The organism is Candidatus Symbiopectobacterium endolongispinus, assembly GCF_018777385.1.
Taxonomy (GTDB): domain Bacteria; phylum Pseudomonadota; class Gammaproteobacteria; order Enterobacterales; family Enterobacteriaceae; genus Symbiopectobacterium; species Symbiopectobacterium endolongispinus.
In genome coordinates this window covers 453,561-479,212 of sequence record NZ_JAFJYB010000004.1, presented here as the reverse complement: position 1 = coordinate 479,212, position 25,652 = coordinate 453,561, and the positions used below count along the sequence as shown (strand labels likewise).

The following is a 25,652-nucleotide window of genomic DNA, read 5'->3' as shown; positions in this document are numbered from 1 at the left end:
AAGAGTTAGATCTTCTTCTTCATAAGCAACTGGCCGAACTGGAAAGTACTTTACTTTCTGAAGGCCAAGAAATGATGAAATTTGGCATCAATGAAAACACGGAGCAGTATAGAATCCGTCTGACAAAGTATCTTGAGAAGGTAGATGATCTAAAAAGTCTGATCTTGCCGATTATGTTTTCCATCGTAAAGTGGTGTTGGATATTCTTGCAAAGGCAATTCAGCGAGGGTCGGACGGAAAATACGTCAAAGAGGAGGTTATTCATCAGTTAATTATGCCTCTGCGTAAAACATCAGATGAAATTCACCTTGATAGTTGTAATCTTTGGTTGATTGATGAACGTCTTGCTTTTCATGATTTCTTGGCCTCTGATAAAGGGCTTTCTTCTATGCCAATAACAGGTTGCAACGAGAATAAAAAGCCGGATATTTGTGCTCTCAATGTATACGACGAGCCAATTTTATTTTCAGAGGGCCAGCAGGTTCCCCTGGCATCAATTGTTATTGTGGAAATTAAGCGTCCTATGCGAAATGATGCTGGCCCTGGCGAGGATAAAGATCCAGTTGAGCAGGCGTTAGGTTATCTGGAGCGGATACGGGAAGGTGGCGTGAAAACGGCAAATGGACGACAAATTCCACGTTCTGAAGATATTCCTGGATTCTGTTACGCGATTTGTGATCTTACGCCCTCTGTAGTCAAAAGATGTAAAATGTTGGGGCTCACGGCAACAAATGATAACCTCGGTTATTTTGGTTACAATCCAAACTTCAAAGCCTATATAGAAGTGATCTCTTTTGATCGGTTGCTGAATTCTGCTAACGAGCGTAATCGTGCGTTTTTTGACCGACTTGGTCTGCCATCAATATAAATATCTTTTATATTAGGTATCGGTGGAACACGGTGTTGTCTCTAAAAATGACTTTATTAGCCGCGGACAAGATAGCAATGGATTTTCAGGTCAACGACCTGAAAAACTATTTTGGTCATTACCTGACGTACTAATCTGTGTAAAATCAGAGCTAACCCTATTTCATTGAGAGTTCTGCTATGGCTGGCATAAATAAAACTCATCTGACTGAAACGGACATCATCAGCAAATTTATCCTTCCTGCGGTTAAGGATGCTGGTTGGGATGATTTGGTTCAGATTCGTCAGGAAGTGAAACTGCGTGATGGCAAGATTGTGGTTCGTGGAAAACTGGCCTCACGTATCAAAGTTAAATCTGCCGATATCGTGTTGTATTACAAGCCTAACTTGCCGCTGGCAGTCATCGAAGCCAAAGCCAACAAGCACGCCATCAGCAAAGGGATGCAGCAGGGACTGGACTACGCTAGCCTGCTTGATGTTCCCTTTGTATTTGCCTCCAACGGTGATGGGTTCATCTTCCACGATAAAACCAATCCGCAGCAGCTCGAATCCGAAATTGCCCTCAGCGACTTCCCAACGCCTGAACAGCTCTGGCAAAAATACTGTGTCTGGAAAGGGTTCACTCAGGAGCAGTTGCCAGTTATCAGTCAGAATTATTACGATGACGGCAGTGGGAAATCTCCCCGTTACTATCAGATGCAGGCGATCAACCGGACGGTGGATGCCGTGTCGGCAGGTAAGAACCGTATTCTGTTGGTCATGGCGACGTGGACGGGCAAAACCTATACCGCGTCCCAGATAATCTGGCGACTGTGGAAAGCCAAAAACAAAAAACGCATTCTGTTCCTTGCAGACCGCAATATTCTGGTCGATCAGGCTAAGCGTAATGATTTTCAGCCGTTCGGCACTGCGATGACCAAAGTCACTGGGCGCACCATCGATCCGGCTTATGAGGTACATTTGGCGTTGTACCAAGCGATAACTGGCCCGGAAGAGTGCCAGAAAGCCTATAAACAAGTTTCACCGGATTTCTTTGACCTGATAGTGATTGACGAATGCCACCGTGGCAGCGCATCTGAAGATTCTGCTTGGCGTGAGATACTGGAGTATTTTGGCAGCGCTACTCAGGTGGGCCTAACTGCAACACCGAAAGAAACCGAAGAGGTCTCTAATATCGATTACTTCGGGGAACCGGTTTACAACTATTCGCTGAAAGAGGGCATTGAAGACGGTTTTCTTGCCCCTTACAAAGTGGTGCGTGTCGATATTGACGTCGATGTGCAAGGCTGGCGGCCCGTCAAAGGTCAGTTGGATAAATACGGGAAAGAAATTGAAGACCGTATCTACAACCTGAAAGATTTTGACCGCACGCTGGTGATTGATGAGCGCACCATGCTGGTGGCGCAGACTATCACCGATTACCTGAAACGTACCAACCCAATGGATAAAACCATTGTTTTCTGCAACGACATCGATCATGCCGACCGCATGCGCCATGCGCTCGTGATACTCAATGCGGAACACGTGTTGAAGAACGAAAAATATGTGATGAAAATCACCGGTGATGACGACATCGGCAAGGCGCAGTTGGGAAATTTTATCGATCCCAAAAAAGCCTATCCGGTTATTGCAACAACCTCCGAGTTGATGACCACTGGCGTCAATGCGCAGACCTGCAAGCTAGTGGTACTGGATCAAAACATCCAATCGATGACTAAATTTAAACAGATCATCGGGCGCGGCACGCGAATCAACGAAAAGCACGGGAAGCTGTGGTTTACCATTCTCGACTTCAAAAAAGCCACCGAGTTATTTGCCGATCCACGCTTTGACGGCTTGCCAGAAAAAGTGCTGGTGGTAAAACCCAACGACATTTCCGACCAAGATTCCGATTTCAATGAAAGGATGGATGCGGAAGATAACGTGGATAACGGCGATAATGTTTCCCGTGAAGCGCAAGAAAACGCCGCTGATTATCAGTTCAACCGCGACAAAGGCGTCGGAAGTGGTGAGTTTCATGACGATGACGACAACAAAGTCCGCAAATTCTATGTGAATGGTGTGGATGTGAAAGTGCTGGCTAAGCGCGTTCAGTATTACGATTCTGATGGCAAACTGGTGACTGAATCCTTCCAGGATTACACCCGTAAAACGATGCTCAAAGATAGCGAATATGCCTCATTGGATGGCTTTGTGTGCAAATGGCAGGATGCCTCCCGCAAACAGGTCATCATTGAAGAGCTGGAGCAACTGGGGATTCTGTGGGACGTGCTGGCCGAAGAGGTGGGTAAAGATCTCGACCCGTTTGATTTGCTCTGTCATGTGGTGTACGGTCAGCCGCCGTTAACGCGTCAGTAGCGCGCGGCCAATGTGCGTAAGCGTAACTATTTTACGAAATACGCTGAACCGGCACAGCAGGTGCTTAATACCCTGCTGGACAAATACGCCGATGAAGGAGTGTAGGAAATCGAAGACGTGCAGGTGCTGAAACTGAAACCGTTCGATGCGCTGGGGTGTCCTATAGAGATCATCAAAACCCGTTTTGGTGACAAGAAGGCGTATGAGCAAGCCGTTAACGAACTGGAGAACGAAATCTACCAGCTACCGCCACGCTCAGCCTGATAACGTATAAACACATTGCCACGGGTCGCGCCTGCGATCGGTGGCATCCTTTTTTAAGTATGGAAATAAAACATGTCGATTAGCTCAGTCATTAAATCCCTTCAGGACATTATGAGTAAAGACGCCGGGGTGGACGGTGATGCCCAGCGTCTGGGGCAACTTTCATGGCTGCTGTTTCTGAAAATTTTTGATACCCAGGAAGAAGAACTGGAACTGGAGCAGGATGACTACCAGTTCCCGATCCCGCAGCGCTATTTATGGCGTAGCTAGGCGGCAAACAGCGATGGCATCACCGGTGATGCGTTGCTGGAATTTGTGAATGACGATCTGTTCCCGGCTCTGAAAAACCTCACCGCGCCGATCGATAAGAACCCGCGTGGCTTTGTGGTCAAACAGGCGTTCAGCGATGCCTACAACTACATGAAAAACGGTACGCTGCTGCGCCAGGTGATCAACAAGCTTAATGAAATCGACTTCGGCAGCAGCCAGGAGCGCCACCTGTTTGGTGATATCTACGAGCAGATCCTGCGCGACCTGCAAAGCGCCGGTAATGCGGGTGAGTTCTATACGCCGCGTGCGGTGACGCGCTTTATGGTCAACCGCATCGATCCGAAGCTCGGCGAGTCGATTATGGACCCAGCCTGCGGTACTGGTGGCTTCCTCGCCTGTGCGTTCGACCATGTGAAAGAACATTAAGTCAACACCACCGAAGACCACAAAACGCTGCAAAAGCAGATCTATGGCGTGGAGAAAAAGCAGCTTCCGCACCTGCTGTGTACCACCAATATGCTGTTGCACGGCATTGAAGTGCCGGTGCAAATTCGCCATGACAATACCCTCAACAAGCCGCTTTCCTCGTGGGATGAGCAGGTTGATGTGATTGTGACCAACCCACCGTTTGGCGGCACCGAAGAAGACGGCATTGAGAAAAACTTCCCGGCAGAGATGCAGGCCCGTGAAACGGCGGACCTGTTCCTGCAACTGATTATCGAAGTGCTGGCAGACAAAGGCCGCGCGGCGGTGGTATTGCCAGACGGCACACTGTTTGGCGAAGGCGTGAAAACCAAAATTAAAAAGCTGCTCACCGAAGAGTGCAACCTGCATACCATCGTGCGGTTACCGAACGGCGTGTTTAACCCGTATACCGGTATCAAAACCAATATTCTGTTCTTCACCAAAGGTCAGCCGACTAAACAGGTGTGGTTCTACGAACACCCGTACCCGGACGGCGTGAAGAACTACAGCAAAACCAAACCGATGAAGTTTAAGGAGTTCCAGACCGAGATCGACTGGTGGGGCAGTGAAGCGGATGGTTTTGCCAGTCGCGAAGAGAACCATCAGGCGTGAAAAGTCAGTATCGACGACATCATTGCCCGCAACTTCAATCTTGATATCAAGAACCCTTATCAGGGTGAAACTATCAGCCACGACCCTGATGAATTGCTGGCGCAGTACCAGATGCAGCAGGCGGAAATCAGCGAACTGCGTAACCAATTGCGCGACATCCTCGGCGCTGCGCTAGCTGGCAACAAGGGGGCGAACTGATGACCGTTGAGAAGCTGATCACCGACCATATAGCTATCTGGTCTTCTGCGCTACAAACTCGCTCGACAGCGGGACGTGGCAGTAACGGCAAAATTGACCTCTATGGCATTAAGAAACTGCGTGAGCTGATTCTGGAACTGGCGGTGCGCGGCAAACTGGTGCCACAGGATCCGAATGATGAACCCGCGTCTGAGCTACTCAAACGCATTGCCGCTGAGAAAGCGGAACTGGTCAAAGCAGGAAAAATTAAAAAACAGAAGCCGCTGCTGGAGATTCGCGAGGATGAGAAACCGTTTGAGCTGCCGTGGGGGTGGGAGTGGGTGAGGTTGGGAACCTTAGGATACACCCAAACCGGAGGCACACCTTCAAAATCTAATGCTGAATATTATGGGAATGATATTCCCTTTATAAAACCCGCTGATATTACTGCGCAAGGAGTCATATACGATAATGAGGGACTCTCAATTAAAGGGGCAGAAAACTTAGGTCGTGTCGCCCCAAGTGGCTCTATTTTAATGGTTTGTATTGGTACCATTGGGAAATGCCAGGTTATAAATTGTATATGTTCATTTAACCAGCAAATAAATTCCATTACTCCTTTTGCTGATATATCTGATTTTATCTATCTTGATGTTTCACCCTCTTATTTTCAATCACTAGCGTGGGATTATTCATCAAGCACAACTATAGCCATTCTAAATAAAGGGAAATGGGAGTCGTTGTTAGTTCCTATAGCACCGCTTTCAGAACAGGCACAGATAGTGACCAATGTTAAAAAACTTATGTCCCTCTGTGATCAACTGGAACAGCAATCTCTAACCAATTTGGACGTCCATCAGCAACTGGTGGAAACCCTGCTAGCAACCCTGACCGACAGCCAAAATGCCGAAGAATTTTCTGAGAACTGGGCGCGAATCAGTCAGAATTTCGACACGCTCTTTACCACCGAAGCGAGTATCGACGCACTTAAGCAAACCATTTTGCAACTGGCGGTGATGGGTAAACTGGTGCCGCAAGACCCTAACGATGAACCCGCGCCTGAACTGCTTAAACGTATTGAGCAGGAAAAAGTGCAACTGGTGAAAGAAGGCAAAATTAAAAAACAAAAACTGTTGCCGTCGGTGAGTGATGAGGAAAAACCGTTTGAATTACCGCTGGGATGGGAGTGGTGTCGTTTAGCTGATATTGCTTATGTATTTTCTGGGATCACTTTCAAAAGCGAAGATTTTAATAACGAAAGTGGTGCGAAGTGTATTAAAATAACAAATGTAGGTGTTAATAATTTCGCCCATACTAATGACTACTTACCTATTGATTTTTTAAATATTTATAGCGATGCGTTGATTCAATGCGGTGATTTATTATTGGCCATGACCAGACCTTATATTAGTTATGGCCTTAAAGTATGTGTGTGCCCTAGTTTATATGATAGATCTTTGTTAAATCAACGAGTTTGTGCTATCAGGCCATATCGTAAATCAAGTTTTTATTATAAATATATGAGTTGTGAAACTGTATTAAATATTTATCAATCGAGGTTTAATAACTCTGGTTTACAACCCAACTTAAAAATGAATGATATAACGGAGCTTCTAATTTCCAGTGCCACCAACTGCAGAGCAGGACAGAATAATCACAACTATTGGAATGATGTCAGAAATATGTGATCAACTCAAATCCCGCCTGCAATCCGCCCGGCAAACCCAGCTCCACCTGGCGGATGCGCTTGCCGAAGCTGCTTTAAACTAAGGAACAGACGATGCCGGTTCATCATGCTATCTGGCTAGCAGGGGAGAACCCTCAACCCCTAACTATCAGCAAACTCGCCAGCGAACAACTGCTGGAGAAGATGATCTTAAATGATCCCACCATCCTCTCTGACCAGTGGATGATTATCGGGCATCAGGAGCCTACGCTCGATAAAGGGCGTATCGATCTGTTGGCTATCGCGCCGGATGCTTCGCTGATTCTGATTGAGCTTAAACGCGACCGTACGCCGCGTGAAGTGGTGGCGCAGGCGCTGGATTACGCCTCCTGGGTGGATGATTTGACTGCCGATCGTCTGTCGCAGATTTATGAAAAATTCTCCGGCGGCGGCAATCTGGGCGAGGCGTTTAAGCAGCGCTTCAATACTGAACTGGAAGAAGAGTCACTCAACCCGTCGCACCAAATCATCATTGTGGCGGCAGAGCTGGATCCGCCCACCGAGCGCATTGTCGACTATCTGAGCAAAAACAGCATCTCGATTAACGTACTGTTCTTTAAGGTATTCCAGCGCGGAGACGAGCAATTCTTAAGCCGCACCTGGCTTATTGACCCAAGCGAGACACAAACCAATGCTGCACAGGCCATCTCCGTAGCAAGCGCCAATGCGAAGGAGCCTTGGAACGGGGAGTTTTACGTCTCGTTTGGCGACCCGCACAGTCGCAATTGGGAAGAGGCACGCCGTTACGGATTTATCAGTGCCGGTGGTGGCAGTTGGTATAGCCAAACCTTAAAACAGCTTCAGCCCGGTAATCTAGTCTGGGTGAACATACCGAAAACTGGTTATGTTGGCGTTGGTATAGTGCAGAGCGCCGTTGAGCCTGCCAGCAGCTTCACCATCAACACCGAAGACGGTGAAAAGCTGGCGATGGATGTTCTGAAGCACAGCGATCTCTATCGCCAGCATGCGGATGAATCTGAGAAGTCTGAGTATTTTGTTCCCGTAAAATGGCTTGAAACCCGCACTGAACAAGAAGCTGTTAACGAAGTGGGGTTCTTCGGAAACCAAAATACGGTCTGCAAGCCTACAACTCAGAAATGGCGACACACTGTCGAGAAATTAAAGTGTTATTTCGAAAATTGGAACGCCGAATTGTAATTTCCAAAGAAGTATCGCTTTCCAAGTATACAAGAAATCAGTACTTCTGAAGACATCTAAAAGTGGATGATTCGTTTTATTGGAACAGTTGCATTCTCGCCAATTAAAGCGGTTGATCCCGATCGGCTGACGGTAATTCAGAAGCTTAGAATGTAGTTATTTTTTAAAGAGGAATTGGCATGATTATTAGCCTTGAAGACCTTGACCTTGCCTACCGCAAAGCGAAAGTCGATCTGTACTATTCATCCCATGTTTCACTGGAAGCAATTGCGGAATACGAAGAATCCCTACACACGAATCTGACGGATCTGCAGGAAAAAATACAAGGAGACGACGAATCATGGGTGGAAGAGAATGAGTTTACCGGCAACTGGTTGCTGGCTACCAAATCTGTAGACATGACTTGCTGGGAGCAGCGGCGCGAGCCGCAAGCTAACGGTCTCATATTTTCTTCACCTGCTGAAAAGTGGACGTATGCTTGCAACTCAATGGCTGAGAAAAACGAGCAAAAAAAATCAAAGCCGAGTTTAGAGTAATGGCTCAATGCAGCCTGGATTTTCATGTTCTCTCGACTTTATGGATGTTGAAAGTCGGACATCTTTTTGATGCCAAATTATCTGCCTGTGCTTACGGTAACCGCCTGCGCCGTACTCTGGATGGAAAGGACATCAATGAACTTTCAATTGGTTCTTTTCAACCTTATCTCAGACCTTTTCGTGATTGGCGTGATAATGGCATTAACCTCATGCGGAGCGCGCTAAGTGATAGCAAAAGAATCGTGGCACTCACTGCTGATGTTAGTTCTTTCTATCACGAACTGAATCCCGGGTTTATGCTTGATCCAACCTACGTCAAAGATATTTTGGAGTTGGAACTCACTACTGAACAAAGCAAGCTTAATCGATTATTTATTAATGCGTTAAAAACATGGGCAATTGAGACCCCGTTGAAGAAAGGATTACCAGTAGGTCTCCCTGCTTCAGCTGTTGTTGCCAACGTAGCTCTGATCGAGCTGGATCGTGTTATTGAGCAGCAAGTCGCACCTATCTATTACGGACGGTATGTAGATGACATCATGCTGGTCATGGAAAATGGTGCAAATTTCCGTTCCATGGCAGAGCTGTGGCAATGGTTGTTCGCCCGTTCTTCCGGCAAACTGGACTGGGTGAAGGGCGAGGAAAACAAACAGATCAGTTTTCAACCAAACTATCTGCATGACAGCCAGATTCGTTTTGCAAATGCGAAGAATAAAGTGTTTATCTTGGCGGGTGACCCCGGCAAAACCTTAGTGGAAGCTATTGCTCATCAGATTTATGAACGAGCCAGCGAGTGGCGTGCCATGCCTCGGTTACCGCACTCCTCCAGCAATGTCGGTACTGATTTGCTTGCAGCAACTCAAAGTAATGGCGAAGTCGCTGATAATTTGCGTAAAGCAGATGCACTGACTATGCGTAGGGCGGGTTTTGCCATCAAACTACGCGACTTTGAAGCCTATGAGCGTGACCTGCAACCGGGCACATGGAAAGGCTATCGCCAAGCTTTTTTCCGGGCATTTATTGATTATGTGATGGTTCTGCCACAATTTTTTGATTTATCGGTCTACCTACCCCGAGTGATCCGACTGGCCACGGCCTGTGAGGACTTTGCCGAACTGCGCAAACTTATCTTCGCGCTCGAGAATATTTGTAATGAAGTACGAGAAAAATGCCTACTTGCGATCAAGGCGTGTCCTGATGATAACCTCCCTTCTGAAGAAGAGATTATTGGCAAATGGAGGGTTCAGCTTTTTAGTAGTGTACTTGAAGCTATCGTTGCAGCATTTCCTCCGCGTATTTCCAAGGTTGGTAAGCAAATCTGGAATGACCATTTGAAAAATTGGCACACCCGGTGTGGGCTAGACATAGAATATTTGGGTCGTGATTTTTCATTAAATGGCTACCAAAAACAGCAGGCGAGATTATTCTCTTTCGACTTAGCACACATGCCATTCCGCTTTATCGGTCTACCAAAAGAGATGATTGCTCAGCTGGGCATACCCGCTCCGAAAACAGTAGCCCACTGTGCGGAAGCATCAGAATTACTGCCTGATAATGTCGTTTTAGGTAATCAGGTAGTAGCGAAATGGTGCAAATTTAAAATCCTGCCACATGGACTGTTATTTGCTACACGGCCTTTCAGCCTGCCGGAACTCTTTATCCTAAACAATGAGGCTTATACAGCCTCAGCTCGGCAAGAAATGCGAGCTGTTGTTCTCGCTGTTCGTGGTTTTGTCCTCGGTAATAAAACACCTTGTGTCGATAAACAAGGCGTATTGCAAATCCCTGACGGCCAATCTGCTGGAAGATATGGGGTTGCCGTCTCTAGCTGGAAAACGTCCATGGCAAGCTGGACTGCGGCGGTCATGCGTTCAGCCGATCCGGATGCCAGCCGTTACACTCGATTATGTCGCTTGCTTGACGGTGTGATAGCCCAACCACATAACAGTCGTTACTTAATTCTGCCGGAGCTCTCACTCCCTGCGCACTGGTTTATTAGGATTGCCCGTAAGTTACAAGGTCGGGGGATTTCACTTGTCACGGGTATTGAATATTTACATGCCAGTAAAGCGCGGGTTCGCAATCAGGTATGGACTTCCTTGTCTCATGATGGGTTGGGTTTTCCGTCACTAATGATTTACCGTCAGGACAAACAACGTCCAGCACTGCATGAAGAGTAGGAATTACAACGACTAGCGGGGTTGGAAATGAAGCCAGAAAAGAGGTGGATAACGCCTCCAATCATTCAACACGGTGATTTTCGTTTTTCCTTGCTGATTTGTAGTGAGTTGACCAATATTAGTCATCGCGTAGCGCTGCGTGGCGACGTTGACGCGCTATTTGTGCCGGAGTGGAATCAGGATATTGAAACTTTCAATGCATTGGTTGAATCTGCTGCGCTGGATATCCATGCTTACATCATCCAATGCAATGACCGCCAATATGGTGATAGCCGCATCCGAGGCTCATTCAAAGATAGCTGGAAGCGTGATGTACTGCGAGTCAAAGGCGGTATTACAGATTATTGTGTAGTTGGTGAGATTGATGTACATGCTTTGCGACAATTTCAAAGTATCTACCGTTCACCAGACAAACCCTTTAAACCTGTACCAGATGGATTTGAAATAGAGCATTCCCGCAAAATGTTGCCAGAAGGATAAGGGAAACTGCCATAAAATATCGATTCAGATTATTGAATATGAGGCATCATGACATTACGAACGCATAATCAATAGATGTAAGTTGAAATTGAATGTTGATCGCTACCGTTGATTTAAGTGTCTAATCTTTAGAAAAAATAAGAGGTGCTCTCATGTGTGTCCCTGAAAAATTACGCAGAACTAAAACGGGTATACTTACAATTTGAAGATACAAATAGCCATCTAATTGTGAGGATGGCTATTTATATTCTTATGCTAAAAAATATACTTGGACATTATTACGGCTAAATGTCTTCCTGCCTACTTCCGCTTACCCATCACCACAACCTTCCTCGCATCCTTATGCTCCAGCCCATCAATAAAATCCCCATACCACTGCAACATTCCTCTACGCTGCTCCAAATACTGCGCATGGTTATACGTCCCACGAATGGTGCTCATTGTGTGGCGAAAGCCGTGTCCTGTCGCTTTGCCATGATAACCAATCCGTTTCAGTACCTGATTAATACTGGCTTCACTCATCGGTTTGGTTATGTCGTTACGTCCAGGGAAAACCAGATTGTAGCGTCCGGTAACGGTGTAAAGCTGTTGTAGTGCATCAATCATTTGAGCGGAGAGGGGAACGAGGTGAGGGCGGCGCATTTTCATGCGTTCTTTCGGTACTTCCCAGAGCCCTTTTTCAAAATCAAACTCCTTCCATTCTGCTTGTCGTAATTCGATAGTACGAACGCCGGTAAGCATCAGGATGCGTGTTGCCAGTTGTGTGACCTTACTACCTGAATAAGTTGATAAAGTGCGTAGAAAATCCGGCAGTTCATCTGGCAGCAGGTGAGGTAGTGCGTTGCTTTGGGTGGGGGAAGGGCGCTTGCCAATTCTGATGCTGGATTATTCTCTGCGCGGCCTGTGACAATCGCATAGCGAAATACCTGATTGCAGGCTTGGCGGATTTTACGCAACTTGTCGAGTACGCCGCGTTTTTCCAGTTTGCGCAGCGAGGTTAGCATTTCCAGCGGCTTGATCTCAGCAATAGGGCGTTTGCCGATATCAGGGAAGATGTCATTCTCGAACGCTTCCATCAGATCTTCAGCGTAGCCCTTCGACCAGTTAGGGCGCTTATATTCATGCCATTCGAGAGCAATGGCTTTGAAGGTGTTATCAACGAGCGTTTGGCGTAGTTGTTTATCCACCTTCTTCTGTTCGCTGGGGTCAGTCCCGGTAGTAATCTGGCGTTTGGCTTCATCACGGCGTTGCCGGGCTTCAGACAGGGTAATTTCAGGATATACCCCAAGCGCCAGCGTTTTCTGTTTGCCGTCGAAGCAGTATTGCAGACGCCAGTATTTTGAGCCATTAGGATGGACCATCAGATGCATCCCTTCACCATCGGTAAGTTTATAAGCCTTGTCTTTTGGTTTGGCACTTCTGACTTTTACATCGGTGAGTGGCATAGCAGATCTCCATATTGCGGTGTCGGCATACGCTGGCTGTTGGTATAAGAATTCATTGAATGGGCTTGTACCATCACTTATACCAATAAATCCTACTTGATGTACGGAGATGTCGGTAGAGTCTGGTTGACTTAAAACAGCGGGTTTATAGCTAATTCACTTAATTTTAGGCATAAAAAACGTCGGTTGACGTCTGTTTACTTCGAAATGGTACGCTCCCTATAGGATTCGAACCTATGACCTACGGCTTAGAAGTTCGAAGATCCAAACGTAATACACTGTAAATAAACAAATTATCCACGCCCGCGCTTGGTTTTGCGTCGTTTGAGGTTCTTTAGTGTAGTTTCGTGTATTCTATGCACATTTTGTGGCGACACAAATACGACACAAAAATCCTACCTGATTAACGCATATTGCTCAGCTAGCCTCAACAGCCCGTATGGTATTGGGGGTGCTTTCAATGCCGCTACCAAGAAGCGCGGTATCAGTGTTCCCAAGTCATAACGCCGGTTAAATCGATACTCAAATTCTGCCAGGTATGAGAGGTGTGTTGGCCACGAATTGCTTGGTAAGTGCCCATTATGGCATTTTTGACATTCCCCAGCAGAGTACTCACCCACTTGAGAAGTGTCTATTTCCAGTGTGGCTCAAGCTTGGCTGGGTAAGATACGTAATCAGGAATCATTTTGAGGCGTTGTTGAATAAATCGAACTTTCAGGTGATCAGAGGATCTGAACGATATATTCATTTCAACATCAGGCTCCTATGGCAATGCAAAAGTTTAAAATCACCAACTGGCCCGCATACAACAAAGCACTCAGGCAGCGCGGTTCCCTGACGGTATGGCTTGATGAGTCAGCCATTGCGGCATGGACTGAGAATACGCCACCCGAACATCGTGGCCGGCCACCCCACTACACCGATATGGCTATCACCACGGTTCTGATGATGAAGCGCGTGTTTAACCTTTCGTTACGGGTGTTGCAGAGATTCGTTGACTCTATTTTTCAGTTGATGGGAGCGGCACTTGTTTGCCCCGATTATTCACTGGTTAGCAAACGTGCAAAGACCGTTAATATCAGCATTAAAACACCAACACGCGGTGAGATTGAACATCTGGTGCTCGACGCTACCGGACTGAAGGTATTCGGTGAAGGGAAATGGGAGGTCCGGAAACATGGGGCAGATAAGCGCAGAGTATGGAGAAAGCTCCATCTGGCAGCAGACAGCGTCACGCATGAGATTATCTGTGCCGATTTATCTCTCGGTGGAACTACTGACGCGCAGGCACTCCCTGCGTTAATAAAGCAGACTCACCGCAAAATCAAACAAGCCTCAGCAGATGGAGCTTACGATGTCTGCTATTGCCATGATGCCATGATGAAGAAAAAAATCAGGCCACCTATCCCACCGCGAAACGGAGTGCAATACTGGCCCGACAAGTACCATGAGCGTAACCATGCGGTAGCGAATCAGCACCAGAGCGGGAGTAATAGCGTCTGGAAAAAGAAAGTTGGTTACCATCGTCGCTCAGTGGCAGCAACGGGTATGTTCCGTATCAAAAGCCTGCTGGGCGGTCATCTGAACCTGCGGGACTATGATGCACAGGTAGGTGAAGCGCTGGCGATGGTCAAAGCGCTAAACCGGATGACGTTGTTGGGTATGCCGGACAGCGTCCGGATCGCATAACAAGGGTTCCAGCGGGAGCTCCTGTCGGCTGACTCTGATTTATTCAACAAAGCCGGTACCCATACGTTATTGCCGCTAGAAAATTAAAATGTCCCTGACTATTGCCCCCTGATTAGGGGGCGTGGTATTCAAGTACGCGTTATGACTAATTTTGAACACAACGTGTTATTTAAGATTTAAACGTACTTTTTTAACATGCTGATATACCAATGGATAGTTTTCACTATTCTCTAAAATAAAATTATCTATTTTTTTGAGTAATTCTGATTTATCAATATTTGTTTTATCTACTTTTGCATAAATATCATCATTTATTGGTCCTTTATAATATTTATTAGATGGGGTTTCTGATGAATAAAATTGAATATATTCATAAATAGGTTGATTGCTTTGATTATATGGTACTGAATATATTGGTTCATCGTTTTGGTCATATGGTTTTGAATATATAAGCTCGTTATTCAATTCATAGGGATTGGCATAGATATTTAAATCATTGAATTACTTTATCTCATTATTAAATTCTTTGGCAAGATTTCCTCGTGTATTTCTTTTTATTTCGTTAATTGATTGAGCAAAATGATGAATCCATTCATTTTCTGTTCCTATTACACTGGTAATATCCAAGCCATCAATAGAGTCTAGCGAGGAACGTTGTGCAGCATAATAATCAAAACATTTCATTTGTAATGAAACCCATTTTTGGGCTAAATGCTGATTAATACCCATTTCTTGCTTTGTTTCTTCATGCAATAAATGCAGGTTCACTCTTCCCTGATTAGCTAAACAAACGCCCTCTAATTTATTTTTCTCATCATCATATTTTACTTGATTTAAAGCTACATCGAGACCTTCACGGATAACAGTATTGTAGTCTAATAACTCACTATTATTAGTTAATTCTCTTTCTTTTAAAGAATAAATATCTTTTTCAGTGTTCCCATAAACCAATGCGCGTTCATCCATGACATCTTTAATGGAAAAAGAAAAAGTATATGCTCCATCTTCGTTTGGAGTAATAGATGTCTGAAATCTGTCCTGATAAACAGGATATGCCATTTCCTTAAGTTGGTAAAACGCAGCCACTTTTTTTAAGATGGATTCAGTATCAGGTTCATCATTGTTATGCTTTAGCTCATAAATTTTTTCCAGCGCTTCACTTGTGTTGGTTCCACAAAACCAATCTTTAACTTTTTCCCATATGTCAACATGTGCAGCTTCTTCTTTTGATGAACTATTAATAGCGCGTTGGACATCTTCATGGCTAAGCGTTCTATTTAATAGAAATGAAGAATTACCTTGAATAGAAAGTGACATAATATTGCTACTTTTCTGATTGTGACTCAAATCTTTTGATAATAGACATTATAAAATAGTTACTCTAAACAGATTATCCATCTGCGCAAATCGGTCAAACAGCGGATAATTGCAGAGATCTGGAATTAGAGAAAGGCTTTGTTGAATAATAGGGAATGATGCTGTTCTGACATGCCTGTTTTGGACGAAAATGCTGCTAACCCCGGGATGCATCAGCTAACTCTGTGTGTAACATGCTGATTTTACGTTAAGGGTGTTTGCAGTCTTTATGGCTGCGCAGCATAATATCTATTTATTCAACAACGCCGAGTGCGCTTTTATTTGTTTATCAGCTTTAAGCTGTAATTCCTTTTCCATACCGGCCTCAAACAGTTAGGATGAATTCTCAGCGCCTTCCCCTTGTGATAGCAATCTCTGACAACATCCGTAACCAGCAGCCATCAAGTAGTGTATTGCTCAAAAGACAAGGGGGAGTTACAAGGTAAACATGCTGTCAGCATACCCTTGCATTGATCCACGAACAATCTTACTGTACCTGCCACAATTTTGCCACACCTGCAACGCGCAAAACTGCACATTAATGTTGAATAAAGCAAAACACTGCAACGGTAACTTAGTGATTTTATGAGAAAAAAATGGTGCCAATAATAGGAGTCGAACTTACGACCTTCGCATTACGAATTAGTAGAGTTACATTTAACTAACTGTTTTACATGCATATTTCCGAATTCACACTGAACAACTTAACGGCACATAATGTAAGGAAGAGGATGGTGATTTACCGTGTATGACACAAATCTGGCACACCTCCATAATGAGTATCTCGCCATGAAAGTTGAAGTCACGATCGCCAAAGAGAATAAGTTACCGAACGGTGCCCGTAAGGTTCTGATGCCGTGATCGAGGACTCCGGCTTTTATGCGGTTCTGCTGGCTATGGGTAGCAACGCCTGGGTCATCCATCCAACTCCAGTTTTCACGCTTGAGGATGTGCTCGACCTTATAGCCAAGCGCCGTGGGATTATAGCTTAAACGGTTACATTACCGGACGTAATCCCTCAATCAACTTTGTAACACATCGTTGTAACACATCGTTTTCGGCCCCGTCGTTGTCTGTTCCAGTATCTGCATGTACATCATTAGGGGCACAATAATCAGTCGCATAGTACCAGCTTATTTTGCCACCCAATCACTAAACACCGGCGATGCCGCTGTCACATCAACACAATAGCGGTGATATGCATCAGTATTGTTGTACGGGTAGTAAATCTGACGAATCCCTGTATCGGTGGTTTTAAGCACATCAACCGCGCCAGCCAGTGCTACGGGGTAATTTCGCGCTAATGTCGCATTGCTCGTCAGTGACTGGAACTTACGCCCCAATGCAATCATGGTATTTAGGTTTTCAGTACCCAGCGAGGTATCAGCCTGAGGAACGGCACCAACATCGGATGCAGTAAGGGTATCCTTTGTCGCCAACGCCTTTAGCCCCAGATTAGTACGCGCTCCCGCTTGCGCAGCAGCGCCTTTCTCCGCTATTTCAGAGAGGTTTTCGTTAATCTGAAGATATTTTTCAACAATAACTTTCGGCGTGATCGTGACCTGCCGTGATGCGGTAATGCCAGAGTAACGGCCAGTCACACTGGCCGTAGCCGTCCCTGCCCCTCCGCCCGTTACAACGCCGCCAATGATACTAGCAATCTGCGCATCACTGCTGGCATAGTCAGCCGGTTCTGTGTGGTTCGACGGGTTAAATGTCACAACGAGATTATATGTGCTGTCCACCTGGATGTTTGGTATTGCTGCAATAGAAATGCTCGTCAAATAGATGTGCTGATCAAACGTTACTAGCGTCGTTAACCCGGTACTGATCGATGCAATAACAGTCTGATTACCTGTTTGTCCTGTCGTTGCTGTGTAGCGACCTGTTGCGTCAATAGAACCCAGCGCAGCATCGCTGACAGACCATGAAACAGGGTATTCTGCGCCGAAATTAGACGGCAAAACCTGCCCTGAAAACTGTACGAATGTGCCAGCGTTAACAGTAGCTGGTCGCGGCGTAACGACAACAGCAGAGGGTACCGGCACGCCAGGTGTTGAATCCGCCTTGTCCGTTTTAATGATGAACATCGTAGCGATATTGCTTGGACGGGTTTCGGTGGATGTACGTGCTGCGTTACCCGCTTTAAATTCGACAGCTTTCCCCCCGCCCTGAGAATCCCAACCGCTGCTACGTCCACCTATTTCACGGAATAATTTACCATCAACCCACCCCCAGTCATCAACAACAAACTCTCCCTGAATTTCCTGAAGCGCATCATCCTGCAAACTATTAATTTCACGGTTTGAATCAGGATCAACGAGAGAACCATTTGCCCAGCCACGCGGGAATCGCCCTCTATAATCCGGTAACTGTCCTGATGGAAACATTATAGCCAGTTTAGGGTTTTCAGTTACATTAAACTGCTGCCCATTCAATTCCAACCATCCTTCAGGGGCGGTGACAGACGGCCACATGATGATTTCACCAATCGGCAACAAGTATGGCGTCAACGCGGTTTTTAGTTGCTCATCGAGATAACTGGCTCCATCGTGCAAGCGCCGCGGGGTGATTAGAGTGTGGCTATCTGTTCCATCAATTGCCTCCTCCTCAGAGGATTCCCGATAAATGAACTCCCGCCATTTGTCGCTATACAGTCCAGCGCCTCACGGTCACAACAGTCAAGCGCGAACGTGACACGCAGCTTATCGCCATTATCGCAGTTGAACTCGAAGCCATCCGAGCACCACCTGAGGTTACTTTCAGCAACCGCAACCCTGCCGTTGTGACTTCGCTGCTCTTTAGTAACGCCCTTTCTATCCAGCAACAGATGATTGTCGCGCATTACTCTGTAGACCCTTTTGGCATTAACTATCGCAAGCCTATCCTGCTGGCTTTCATCACGCAGTAATGCCCAGACTCGTCTGTAGCCATAGGTCGGCAATTCAGCAGTATGATGCCGTATTCTGCTGATAAGCTCAGCATCGTTGTGGTTAGGCTTCTGTCGGCGATCCTGCCACTCGGCAGAGCTTAGAAGATAAACCGATAACTGCGCACGCGACACATTAAGAGCGCGGCTGACCTGTGTCAGTCCGAATCCCCGGGCAGCAAGGGCGCGTGCGCTATCCATTTTTTTGCCCGGCCGTACTCCACGGCTTCTTTGAGGAGCTCAACCTCCATCGTTTTTTCCCCAGCAGCCGTTGCAGCTCTTTAATCTGCTTCATGGCAGCAGTGAGTGCAGAGGCCGGAACCACTTCTTCTGAGGCACTGACAGCAGTGAAGCTGCCATTCTGATACTGCCGGCGCCAAGTAACTACCTGATTAGGATTGATGCCGTGCAGGCGAGCCACGTGAGATACTGTCATCTTGGGCTCCATAGTCTGCTGAACAATAGCGATTTTTTCCTGAGCGGTACGCCGATGGCGGCGTTCAGGCCCTGACAGAACTGAGATCATTTTTTCGTTGTGACCGGTATTAAACATAGTTTTTAGACTACCTCTTATTTTAAGAGTGTCTATCTGTCTGGAGATCTAAGGGGCCAATCTATCAAGATACCCAGCAGCGGTATCCATGATGAATACCCGCGCTTTGAGATTATCTTTCCTTGCCCCTTGTGCCCTTACCGAGTTAGCGGTGAATGGCGTTGGATTATCAAACGTCCGCTTTATTGCCGTTGTTTGTGCCTCTTTTATTTGCTTTGCAACGCGAGTTAATGCCTGAGCAACAGCAAATGGGATTTGTTTTCTCACTCTCTGCAACTGATTAAGCGGATCGTTTAATCCGGGCATCTGCCACCTCAATCATCTTAATCACGTTGACATCCTCCGCGCCCTAAAGGACGGGGCTTTACGGCGCACTGGGTAAAAGTTATTTCTTCTTTGGCTGGTATTTCATCGCCCATGCCTTTGCTATGCGAAAGCAATCGTCAAACATCTTCTTGATTTTCCCGAGGTCACTGTAACAATGACCTCGGTCATGCTTGTAGAAAACTCGTCACTGTTTGCGTGATCCTTCGATTTCCCTGATACTTGGCTATTAGCCTGGTTAATCACAGTCAGCAGCAGCTATGAGCGTGTCAATTTTCCTTTCCCTGTATCAACAAGAATAAGCTCCAGTGACAACTCAGCTTAACTGATCAGCTACTGGATTTTTTTGACGTGAGCCGCCTTAACGCTTTTCCATTCATTCAGACCGGTACCAAATAAACTGGCTATCCCTTTATCACGCTTTATATCAGCACATGCCTGGTTGAGCTCTTCCATAACACTTACTTTGCGCGGGTTGACAACTAGTCCTTTTTTCCAGTAGTCATGCAGAACAGCAAAGCATTCTTCCTGATATGCAATCAGCTTACCCCGAATGGATGCTTTCACCTTTTCAGGGTTAATGCTGAATAACCAGCCGTTGAGTTTTTTCAATGGGAGGCAAAGCATGGATTGAATTCCACCCTTGGAAGGTGTTGCGATATCACAACACTCGTATTTTTCACGGTTCTTATTCAGCTTGACCGTTTGTGATGCCCAATCAAGGCCAATTGCCTCAACAATGGGTCTGAGAGCAACATACTCAATACCCCCCTCACGGACAGTGGTTAACTTATCACCGTAAAACTCTACTTCGTTGCTTACTGGATATTGCATAGCGTTTACCTTTTAGAAAGTGAGTCTGTCCCACAGAAATGCCGCCCGAGAGAGTCAGCCGACTATAACGGCATTTCTCAGGCTCACTTTCTGTAAGGCTATCGTTGAATGTGCGCGTGGGGGCGCTTTGGTATTGCAGGACACAAAAAAGCCCGGATTAACGGGGTGGTTATTTCAAGCACTGCTCACGGACGTATTGCTGCAATCCGCGCACCTAATTTTCTGTAGTGATTAGTTGCTCTCTGAGAAGGAAATAAATTCGTCGAGAGTCTGGGTTGAGTTCGCTGGCTCCTGCATTAACCACGCTGGAGGTGGTGGGGTTAGTGCTACAGGTCGCGGAGATGAGCAGCCGCTTACGACCAGCAGCGACATCGCGATGTAAATCGCCAATGGCTTTCTTCGCATCAGATAATTCCTTTGTGTATTTGGCATCAAGCGCGGCAACATCACGCTGTCTCGTCTGCAAGTCGGCGATGGTGTCTTTCGCCAGCGCCAAATCGTTTGCTGCGTCACTGTATGCGTCGTGGTAGTAGTAGACGCCGAATGACAGCGCAGCAATTATGGCGGCAAGAGCAGCATGGAAATATGGCCTCATGCCCCCAGCCCCCAACATGACAGCTCAGACTCCTGGTCACGCCGCTCTATCTGACCGTAACAGTTGTTTGAGCGGATACGGCAATCTTTGCCCCCGTCCCAAATCCAGCGCTTAATCTCTTTACAGGCACCCATCAGATCGCCTGCATTCAATTTGCGGTAGAACGTTGAGGGGAAGCTGTTACCGGGACCGATATTCCACGGACAAAATGAGGCAATGCCGACTTTCTGAGTCTCAGTGAGCGGCACTTTAACGTTACGGTCCACCCAATCGAGCGCCTTTTGCTGCTCTATGGCATCGATTTTCGAGCACTGTTCAGTGGTCAGCTTCATGCCCTTCACTACCGGCTTGCCATCTACCCACGTCACGCCACCGCAAATCGTCCAGATACCGCCGCCATCAGGGTAGGCATTCATACGGACAGACTCTTTTTCAGTCTGGAATTGCGCCATCATCACGTGAGCAGTCGCGCCAGCAGCGATTAGCGCCAGCATTGCAGCACTGAGTTTGCTTGCTTTTGACATTATTCACCCCGCGCTTCTTTGCGGCGATCTTCCTTGACCTTGAAATACAGGTTGGTCAGAAACGTGAGTAAGCCAAATAGCAGGCTACCGAGAACCCCGATAGCAGCCCACTGCGTCGGAGAAACCGTGTCGAGCAGTTGCAACATCCAGTAGCCGCCGCTAACGCCCGACGCGCCGTATGAGACGCCCGTTGTAATATTTGACATACGCATGACCCCACCTCCGCGGTAACGGGGCGCTGTGTAATTTGAAGTAAATAAAAAAGGCCGCGCTGGAGCGTAGCCTTAAAAGTTGTGCCAGAGTAAGCGTCTGGCTGCGCATTCCCGCATCTGGTATTGTTAAATCGCCAGAAGTAACCACAACACGCAATGGTATCGATTTTATCCGTGATGATGGCGGTCTCGGCGCGATCCTGAATGTTCAGACAATAAAATTCCACGACAGTACAATCATTGCGCTGGAAGACATCATTCGAGTGGCTAATCTTCCTGAAGAGAAGAATGCTGGAATGATTTCAAAACTTCGAGAGCTTCCGGCAGACGCCATAAAACATTTGACCCTTCAATTACTGACTCCGGCTGTTCTGAATCCGCTGGCCGTAATTCAGTCAATTGAAAAAGCCCTCCAGTAGCACTGAATTCATCATCAGGGCGGATCATGGTGAAACGCCCCCACCCAACCGCATGACTCAACAATACCCAGAAACTTTCCTGTGCTTCGCCGCTGATGAAAAAACCATTCGGGTGAAAGTGACATGCATAAATTTTCATTACGCCCTCGTAGAAAAGCAAAAGACCCACCGAAGTGAGCCTTAAAAATTGGTGGAAACCCATGGGATCGAACCATCACTGATTAGCCTTGACCGTGACTAACCCCGCCAGTGTTGCCGCCAAATAAATTATGAATCAGACAAGCGCAGCAGCAGGTATCGCTTTGTCGATAGAAATATTGATGAGCTGTTTAATTGCCGCGCACACTTCGAAGAATCCACCCGACTTTGGTGAAACCTGTAACTGCACAGTGTCATCACCCGAACCAATGAATGCATAAAGGACCACATGCTAATATCGAAGGGAAATGCTAACACCATGCCTGTAACCACCGGTCATCGGTGAATCATCCAGCGTTGTCGCAATCACAAAATTCAGGCTGTAATTGGCGTCCATCTGCAAACGAGGGAGAGGCGTTGCCTCAAATTTGCCAGGCGAGGACCACACCCCTGTTTCAACATAAGGATGCCTTTCCCCTGAGAGTCAGTCCACGAGGTGGCAGGAAGAGATAGCGATTCGGCATATTCTCGCAATAAATCATCCGTTTTATCCTGCAAGCGCTCCCGTAGACGCCACTGAGTCTCAATTAATTTCAGGTGCTTTTCTTTCAGATCATTGAATGTCGTCTCCATGCCACCCTCCAGACAATTTTTAAACGGAATTAGCATGATAACGTACCTCACTTTTAACCACGAATCACGCATGGAGGGTGATTTCAGGAAACGAAAAACCCGCACTGATGGCGGGTTTCTGAAATTCTATCGCTTGGGATACAGCTTTGCAAAGCATACAATGATTTAAGCAGTTTTCTGCTCACATTTCAAGTAAAATCTTTCACTATTTGTATCGAACGCATCACACATTGGTTCGTGTAACATCGATTCCGCCAAACTTAGCCAAGTATCAATCCGGCGGCGGCATGTCATAATACTCATTTCTTGATGGTGCCTCTGAAGGTTTGCCGCCATTACTATTTTGTTCTTCCCTTTGCCGTCATATCGCTCATGAAGCAGCGCGATTAGCCCACTGTGTCGGCTCAATACACTCCCAACCACTTGGTCTATCAATATTCCCTCGCCGTCAGTACAGAACGCCAGGTTATTTTTATGCTTATCGTTAATAATATCCGCCAAATAGATCGCCAACTCGGATTTGCTGAGCCCTGGTTTCTCCTCAGGTGCTGGCATACGCAGACTGATGCGAATGGCATGCTCTGGCAGCAGGTCTGATATCTGTTTCACCACAGCCCACCAGCTAAGCTCATGGGTCGTCACCTGATGCCCTTCCGGTAATGCCAGCCAGATACGGGCTTGATTAATTACCCACTCGGCAGCATTCCGATCCGCCAGTTCATCATGTGCCGGTGAATTATGCCCATGTACCTGGTTGTCACAGTGCCAGCACAACCGTATGGCGCTATGCCCGTACCTCATGGTGATGAAGTTCTTGTCATGGTAGTCGCTTTCGCGCTGGCACACGGCGATGGAATAACGGCAGCAGGTTTTTACCGGGGCGCAATATGACTTGCCCCAGCTCTGGCACGATGACGGGTTTAAACAGCGCTCTCATCAATCGTCCCTACACTGTTTTTGCTGTCAGCATTAATGTCAGCAGATCGTCTATGCGGGACTCGTAAAAGTGTGGTTGCGTTTCTCGTGGGTTGTTTGGCGATGTGATGTTTTTCCCATAACGTAGCTCTTTGGAACTGACTACCCAAAACTCTTTACGGCCATTTTTGGCGCGTGATGATGTACTCGGACGGGAACGACGCTCAACGATCCCTAATCCCTCAAGGCGTCGATACGCCTCTGTCACAGGAACGTTGATACCGCGATTACTGAGGATTGTTTTAAGCGCCATCGTTGGACGGCTAGATCCGTCTACAGCATCAGAAGGGGCATCAATAGCATATGATGGCGCAATGCTGGGTAAGCCTACGGCATCCTGTAACTTCTGGCAGGCTCCAAGCACTGATGAATTGGAAAGATTTAGTGATTGCTGCATGAAACCAAGAAGGGTTATCCCTGCTTGCATCAGATCGGCTGCACCAGTGGTTTTCGACGCTAACAAGGCATCAAATGTTCTGATGACCTTCAGGTTAAATTCGGCACTGATCCACATAGCATAGGAATATACCAATTCCTTGCATACGTACGTCCCGCCGTTGCGCCCCTGGATGGCCTCTACAGACAAACTCCGGGGATTACCGGAGTTTAATAATTGAACAAGTTCCTGCGTTTGATTGACAGACAGCCAGTCGCTTGGTTGATGACGTTTCGCGCCGCCAGCGGCACGATGCAAATCATTCAGACAGTAACGACTAGACTGATCACGGCGTACAGATACGCCGTCAATTACGATTAATTGACTCATAGATTCCCCTACACCTGTTTTTAATCCGCTTCCCGACATCTGCACACGCGGGAAACGATGCACACTTTTTACACTACATACGCTGGGTGGAAATGGCAGCGATAGTTTCAGAACGGCAGGCATTGTTGACCACCTCCCTGCTCTATTTTCAAACCATGCTGGTATTTGTTCTGGTAACTGGCCCAATGCACACGACGGATGATCGACGCCTGTTCATCAGTCATGCAAGGTTCGCGGGATATTCCTTGGAGTCGGTGATTGCGGATGTTCTGCCCCTTATTGCATAGAGCCATACAGATCGGGCAATAATCCGTTGAATCCATGCCGCTACTCTTCCCATGCCAGAAGATGTTCCCCTGCCAGGTAGCACAGGCGCGGCACATAGGCGCATCACAGGTATGCATCTTAAGGGGCATGCTCACCATCATGCCGTTTTCGTCCTCGTCAGTGTCATAGCCGATTACCCCATCGCATAACAGGGTTGCAGGTGCACCACAGAACATGCAGTTTTGCTTTTTCATGCTGCGGCCCTCACTGCCAGTCGAGCCGCTTCTCTGCGGATCTGCGCCATGAATGCTTCACCCTGCGCATACAGACGATCACGTTCGATATAAGCAATCGCAGGACCGTGCCATTGCTTGTCAAACACGGCAATAGCGCCGGCAAAGAATGCACTGGTTGCTACCTGTTTTTCGTCTTTCGGTTTGAACCAGGTCGGCAGATCGAAACCAATACGGCCACGGATGAACGCAATGTGATCCGCCTGTTCAGGCCACCAGACCTCGGATGTAGCTGATTTGATGAGGAACACGTAGCGACCACCAAGTTCACGCATCGCAATAACGTGCTCGACGATGTGACGCATGCCGGTGATGTATTGGCCTTCGTGCTGTTTGGCGCGGGAATACGGAGGATTGCCGAACGCTGCACCATTCAGTTCAGACAAGCGCGCGGACCAGTCCTGCGCCAGCGCGTTATCTTCGGCGGTGTAGTAGGCTTCACACTTCGAGTTTTCGCCATCGCTGAACAGGTCCAGCACCAGCGGGCCAAACATGGCATTGATTCCCCAGAACAGCGGATCTGGAGTGCGCCACTGATCGCCAACATCCTTAAGCTCGTGGGTTGCTTCCGCTTTGTAGGCATTCAGCGCCTAAACGTACTCGGTTT

Annotated in this window: 18 protein-coding genes and 7 pseudogenes; 9 read left to right on the top strand and 16 right to left on the bottom strand. The window is 47.0% G+C overall.

Features of this window, described 5'->3' with window-relative positions; translation table 11 throughout:
* Positions 1-193: 193 nt before the first annotated feature.
* From JZM30_RS18010 to JZM30_RS17975, 8 genes and pseudogenes are all read left to right on the top strand, one after another.
* Entirely contained in the window at positions 194-868 is a 675-nt protein-coding gene (locus JZM30_RS18010; protein WP_252320360.1) for a hypothetical protein, read from the top strand.
* A 179-nt stretch (positions 869-1,047) separates the two neighbouring features.
* Positions 1,048-3,489: pseudogene (gene hsdR / locus JZM30_RS18005) on the top strand (EcoAI/FtnUII family type I restriction enzme subunit R).
* Between the two features lie 72 nt (positions 3,490-3,561).
* Positions 3,562-5,034: pseudogene (locus JZM30_RS18000) on the top strand (N-6 DNA methylase).
* Positions 5,034-6,701: a restriction endonuclease subunit S gene (locus JZM30_RS17995; protein WP_252320358.1), complete on the top strand. Its 1,668-nt coding sequence runs from the start codon at positions 5,034-5,036 to the stop codon at positions 6,699-6,701. Before JZM30_RS18000 ends, JZM30_RS17995 begins: the two are co-directional and overlap by 1 nt.
* A 92-nt stretch (positions 6,702-6,793) precedes the next feature.
* A complete protein-coding gene (locus JZM30_RS17990) occupies positions 6,794-7,897 on the top strand; it encodes a DUF8606 domain-containing protein (RefSeq protein WP_252320356.1) in 1,104 nt (367 codons plus the stop codon).
* Between the two features lie 179 nt (positions 7,898-8,076).
* On the top strand, positions 8,077-8,433 hold the full coding sequence (locus JZM30_RS17985; RefSeq protein WP_252320353.1) for a hypothetical protein: 357 nt from the start codon (positions 8,077-8,079) through the stop codon (positions 8,431-8,433).
* On the top strand, positions 8,433-10,613 hold the full coding sequence (locus JZM30_RS17980) for an RNA-directed DNA polymerase (protein ID WP_252320351.1): 2,181 nt from the start codon (positions 8,433-8,435) through the stop codon (positions 10,611-10,613). The genes JZM30_RS17985 and JZM30_RS17980 overlap by 1 nt, the downstream gene beginning before the upstream one ends.
* A gap of 27 nt (positions 10,614-10,640) precedes the next feature.
* Entirely contained in the window at positions 10,641-11,093 is a 453-nt protein-coding gene (locus tag JZM30_RS17975; RefSeq protein WP_252320349.1) for a carbon-nitrogen hydrolase family protein, read from the top strand.
* Between the two features lie 300 nt (positions 11,094-11,393).
* Here JZM30_RS17975 and JZM30_RS17970 read toward each other — a convergent pair.
* Positions 11,394-12,538, bottom strand: a pseudogene (locus JZM30_RS17970) (tyrosine-type recombinase/integrase).
* A gap of 395 nt (positions 12,539-12,933) precedes the next feature.
* Positions 12,934-13,157, bottom strand: a pseudogene (locus tag JZM30_RS17965) (transposase); the annotation flags it as partial.
* Between the two features lie 146 nt (positions 13,158-13,303).
* On the opposite strand from JZM30_RS17965, the gene JZM30_RS17960 reads away from it, so the two are divergent.
* Positions 13,304-14,227 (top strand): IS5 family transposase, encoded by a 924-nt coding sequence (locus JZM30_RS17960; RefSeq protein ID WP_252320347.1) that lies wholly within the window; start codon positions 13,304-13,306, stop codon positions 14,225-14,227.
* 165 nt (positions 14,228-14,392) lie between these two features.
* Here the strand turns inward: JZM30_RS17960 and JZM30_RS17955 are convergent, their stop codons facing one another.
* The 14 genes and pseudogenes from JZM30_RS17955 to JZM30_RS17885 form a co-directional block, all read right to left on the bottom strand.
* Positions 14,393-14,692 carry a hypothetical protein gene (locus JZM30_RS17955; protein WP_252320345.1) on the bottom strand — a complete coding sequence of 100 codons (300 nt, stop codon included), beginning with the start codon at positions 14,690-14,692 and terminating at the stop codon, positions 14,393-14,395.
* A gap of 36 nt (positions 14,693-14,728) precedes the next feature.
* The gene (locus JZM30_RS17950; protein ID WP_252320343.1) at positions 14,729-15,544 is read right to left on the bottom strand and encodes a T3SS effector SopD family protein; all 816 of its coding nucleotides are present in this window, start codon (positions 15,542-15,544) and stop codon (positions 14,729-14,731) included.
* Between the two features lie 1,172 nt (positions 15,545-16,716).
* Positions 16,717-18,141, bottom strand: a complete 1,425-nt coding sequence (locus tag JZM30_RS17945) for a tail fiber protein (protein ID WP_252320341.1) — start codon at positions 18,139-18,141, stop codon at positions 16,717-16,719.
* A 77-nt stretch (positions 18,142-18,218) separates the two neighbouring features.
* A pseudogene (locus JZM30_RS17940) lies at positions 18,219-19,038 on the bottom strand (IS3 family transposase); the annotation flags it as partial.
* A gap of 75 nt (positions 19,039-19,113) precedes the next feature.
* Positions 19,114-19,371 (bottom strand): hypothetical protein, encoded by a 258-nt coding sequence (locus JZM30_RS17935; RefSeq protein WP_308167184.1) that lies wholly within the window; start codon positions 19,369-19,371, stop codon positions 19,114-19,116.
* A 276-nt stretch (positions 19,372-19,647) separates the two neighbouring features.
* Positions 19,648-20,223, bottom strand: a pseudogene (locus JZM30_RS17930) (phage antirepressor N-terminal domain-containing protein).
* A 214-nt stretch (positions 20,224-20,437) separates the two neighbouring features.
* Positions 20,438-20,818: a lysis protein gene (locus tag JZM30_RS17920; RefSeq protein WP_438801518.1), complete on the bottom strand. Its 381-nt coding sequence runs from the start codon at positions 20,816-20,818 to the stop codon at positions 20,438-20,440.
* Complete coding sequence (locus JZM30_RS17915) at positions 20,815-21,342, bottom strand: lysozyme (protein WP_252320337.1); 528 nt, start codon at positions 21,340-21,342, stop codon at positions 20,815-20,817. Before JZM30_RS17915 ends, JZM30_RS17920 begins: the two co-directional genes overlap by 4 nt.
* On the bottom strand, positions 21,342-21,548 hold the full coding sequence (locus JZM30_RS17910) for a class II holin family protein (RefSeq protein ID WP_252320335.1): 207 nt from the start codon (positions 21,546-21,548) through the stop codon (positions 21,342-21,344). Before JZM30_RS17910 ends, JZM30_RS17915 begins: the two co-directional genes overlap by 1 nt.
* A 273-nt stretch (positions 21,549-21,821) precedes the next feature.
* Positions 21,822-22,142 (bottom strand): hypothetical protein, encoded by a 321-nt coding sequence (locus tag JZM30_RS17905; RefSeq protein ID WP_252320333.1) that lies wholly within the window; start codon positions 22,140-22,142, stop codon positions 21,822-21,824.
* A gap of 767 nt (positions 22,143-22,909) precedes the next feature.
* Positions 22,910-23,590, bottom strand: coding sequence for a DUF1133 family protein (locus JZM30_RS24070; RefSeq protein WP_252320331.1), 681 nt, complete (start codon positions 23,588-23,590; stop codon positions 22,910-22,912).
* A gap of 100 nt (positions 23,591-23,690) precedes the next feature.
* Positions 23,691-24,485, bottom strand: coding sequence for a KilA-N domain-containing protein (locus JZM30_RS17895; RefSeq protein ID WP_252320625.1), 795 nt, complete (start codon positions 24,483-24,485; stop codon positions 23,691-23,693).
* A gap of 107 nt (positions 24,486-24,592) precedes the next feature.
* Positions 24,593-25,006, bottom strand: a complete 414-nt coding sequence (locus JZM30_RS17890) for a hypothetical protein (RefSeq protein WP_252320329.1) — start codon at positions 25,004-25,006, stop codon at positions 24,593-24,595.
* A gap of 17 nt (positions 25,007-25,023) precedes the next feature.
* A pseudogene (locus JZM30_RS17885) lies at positions 25,024-25,632 on the bottom strand (phage N-6-adenine-methyltransferase); the annotation flags it as partial.
* Between the last annotated feature and the right edge of the window lie 20 nt (positions 25,633-25,652).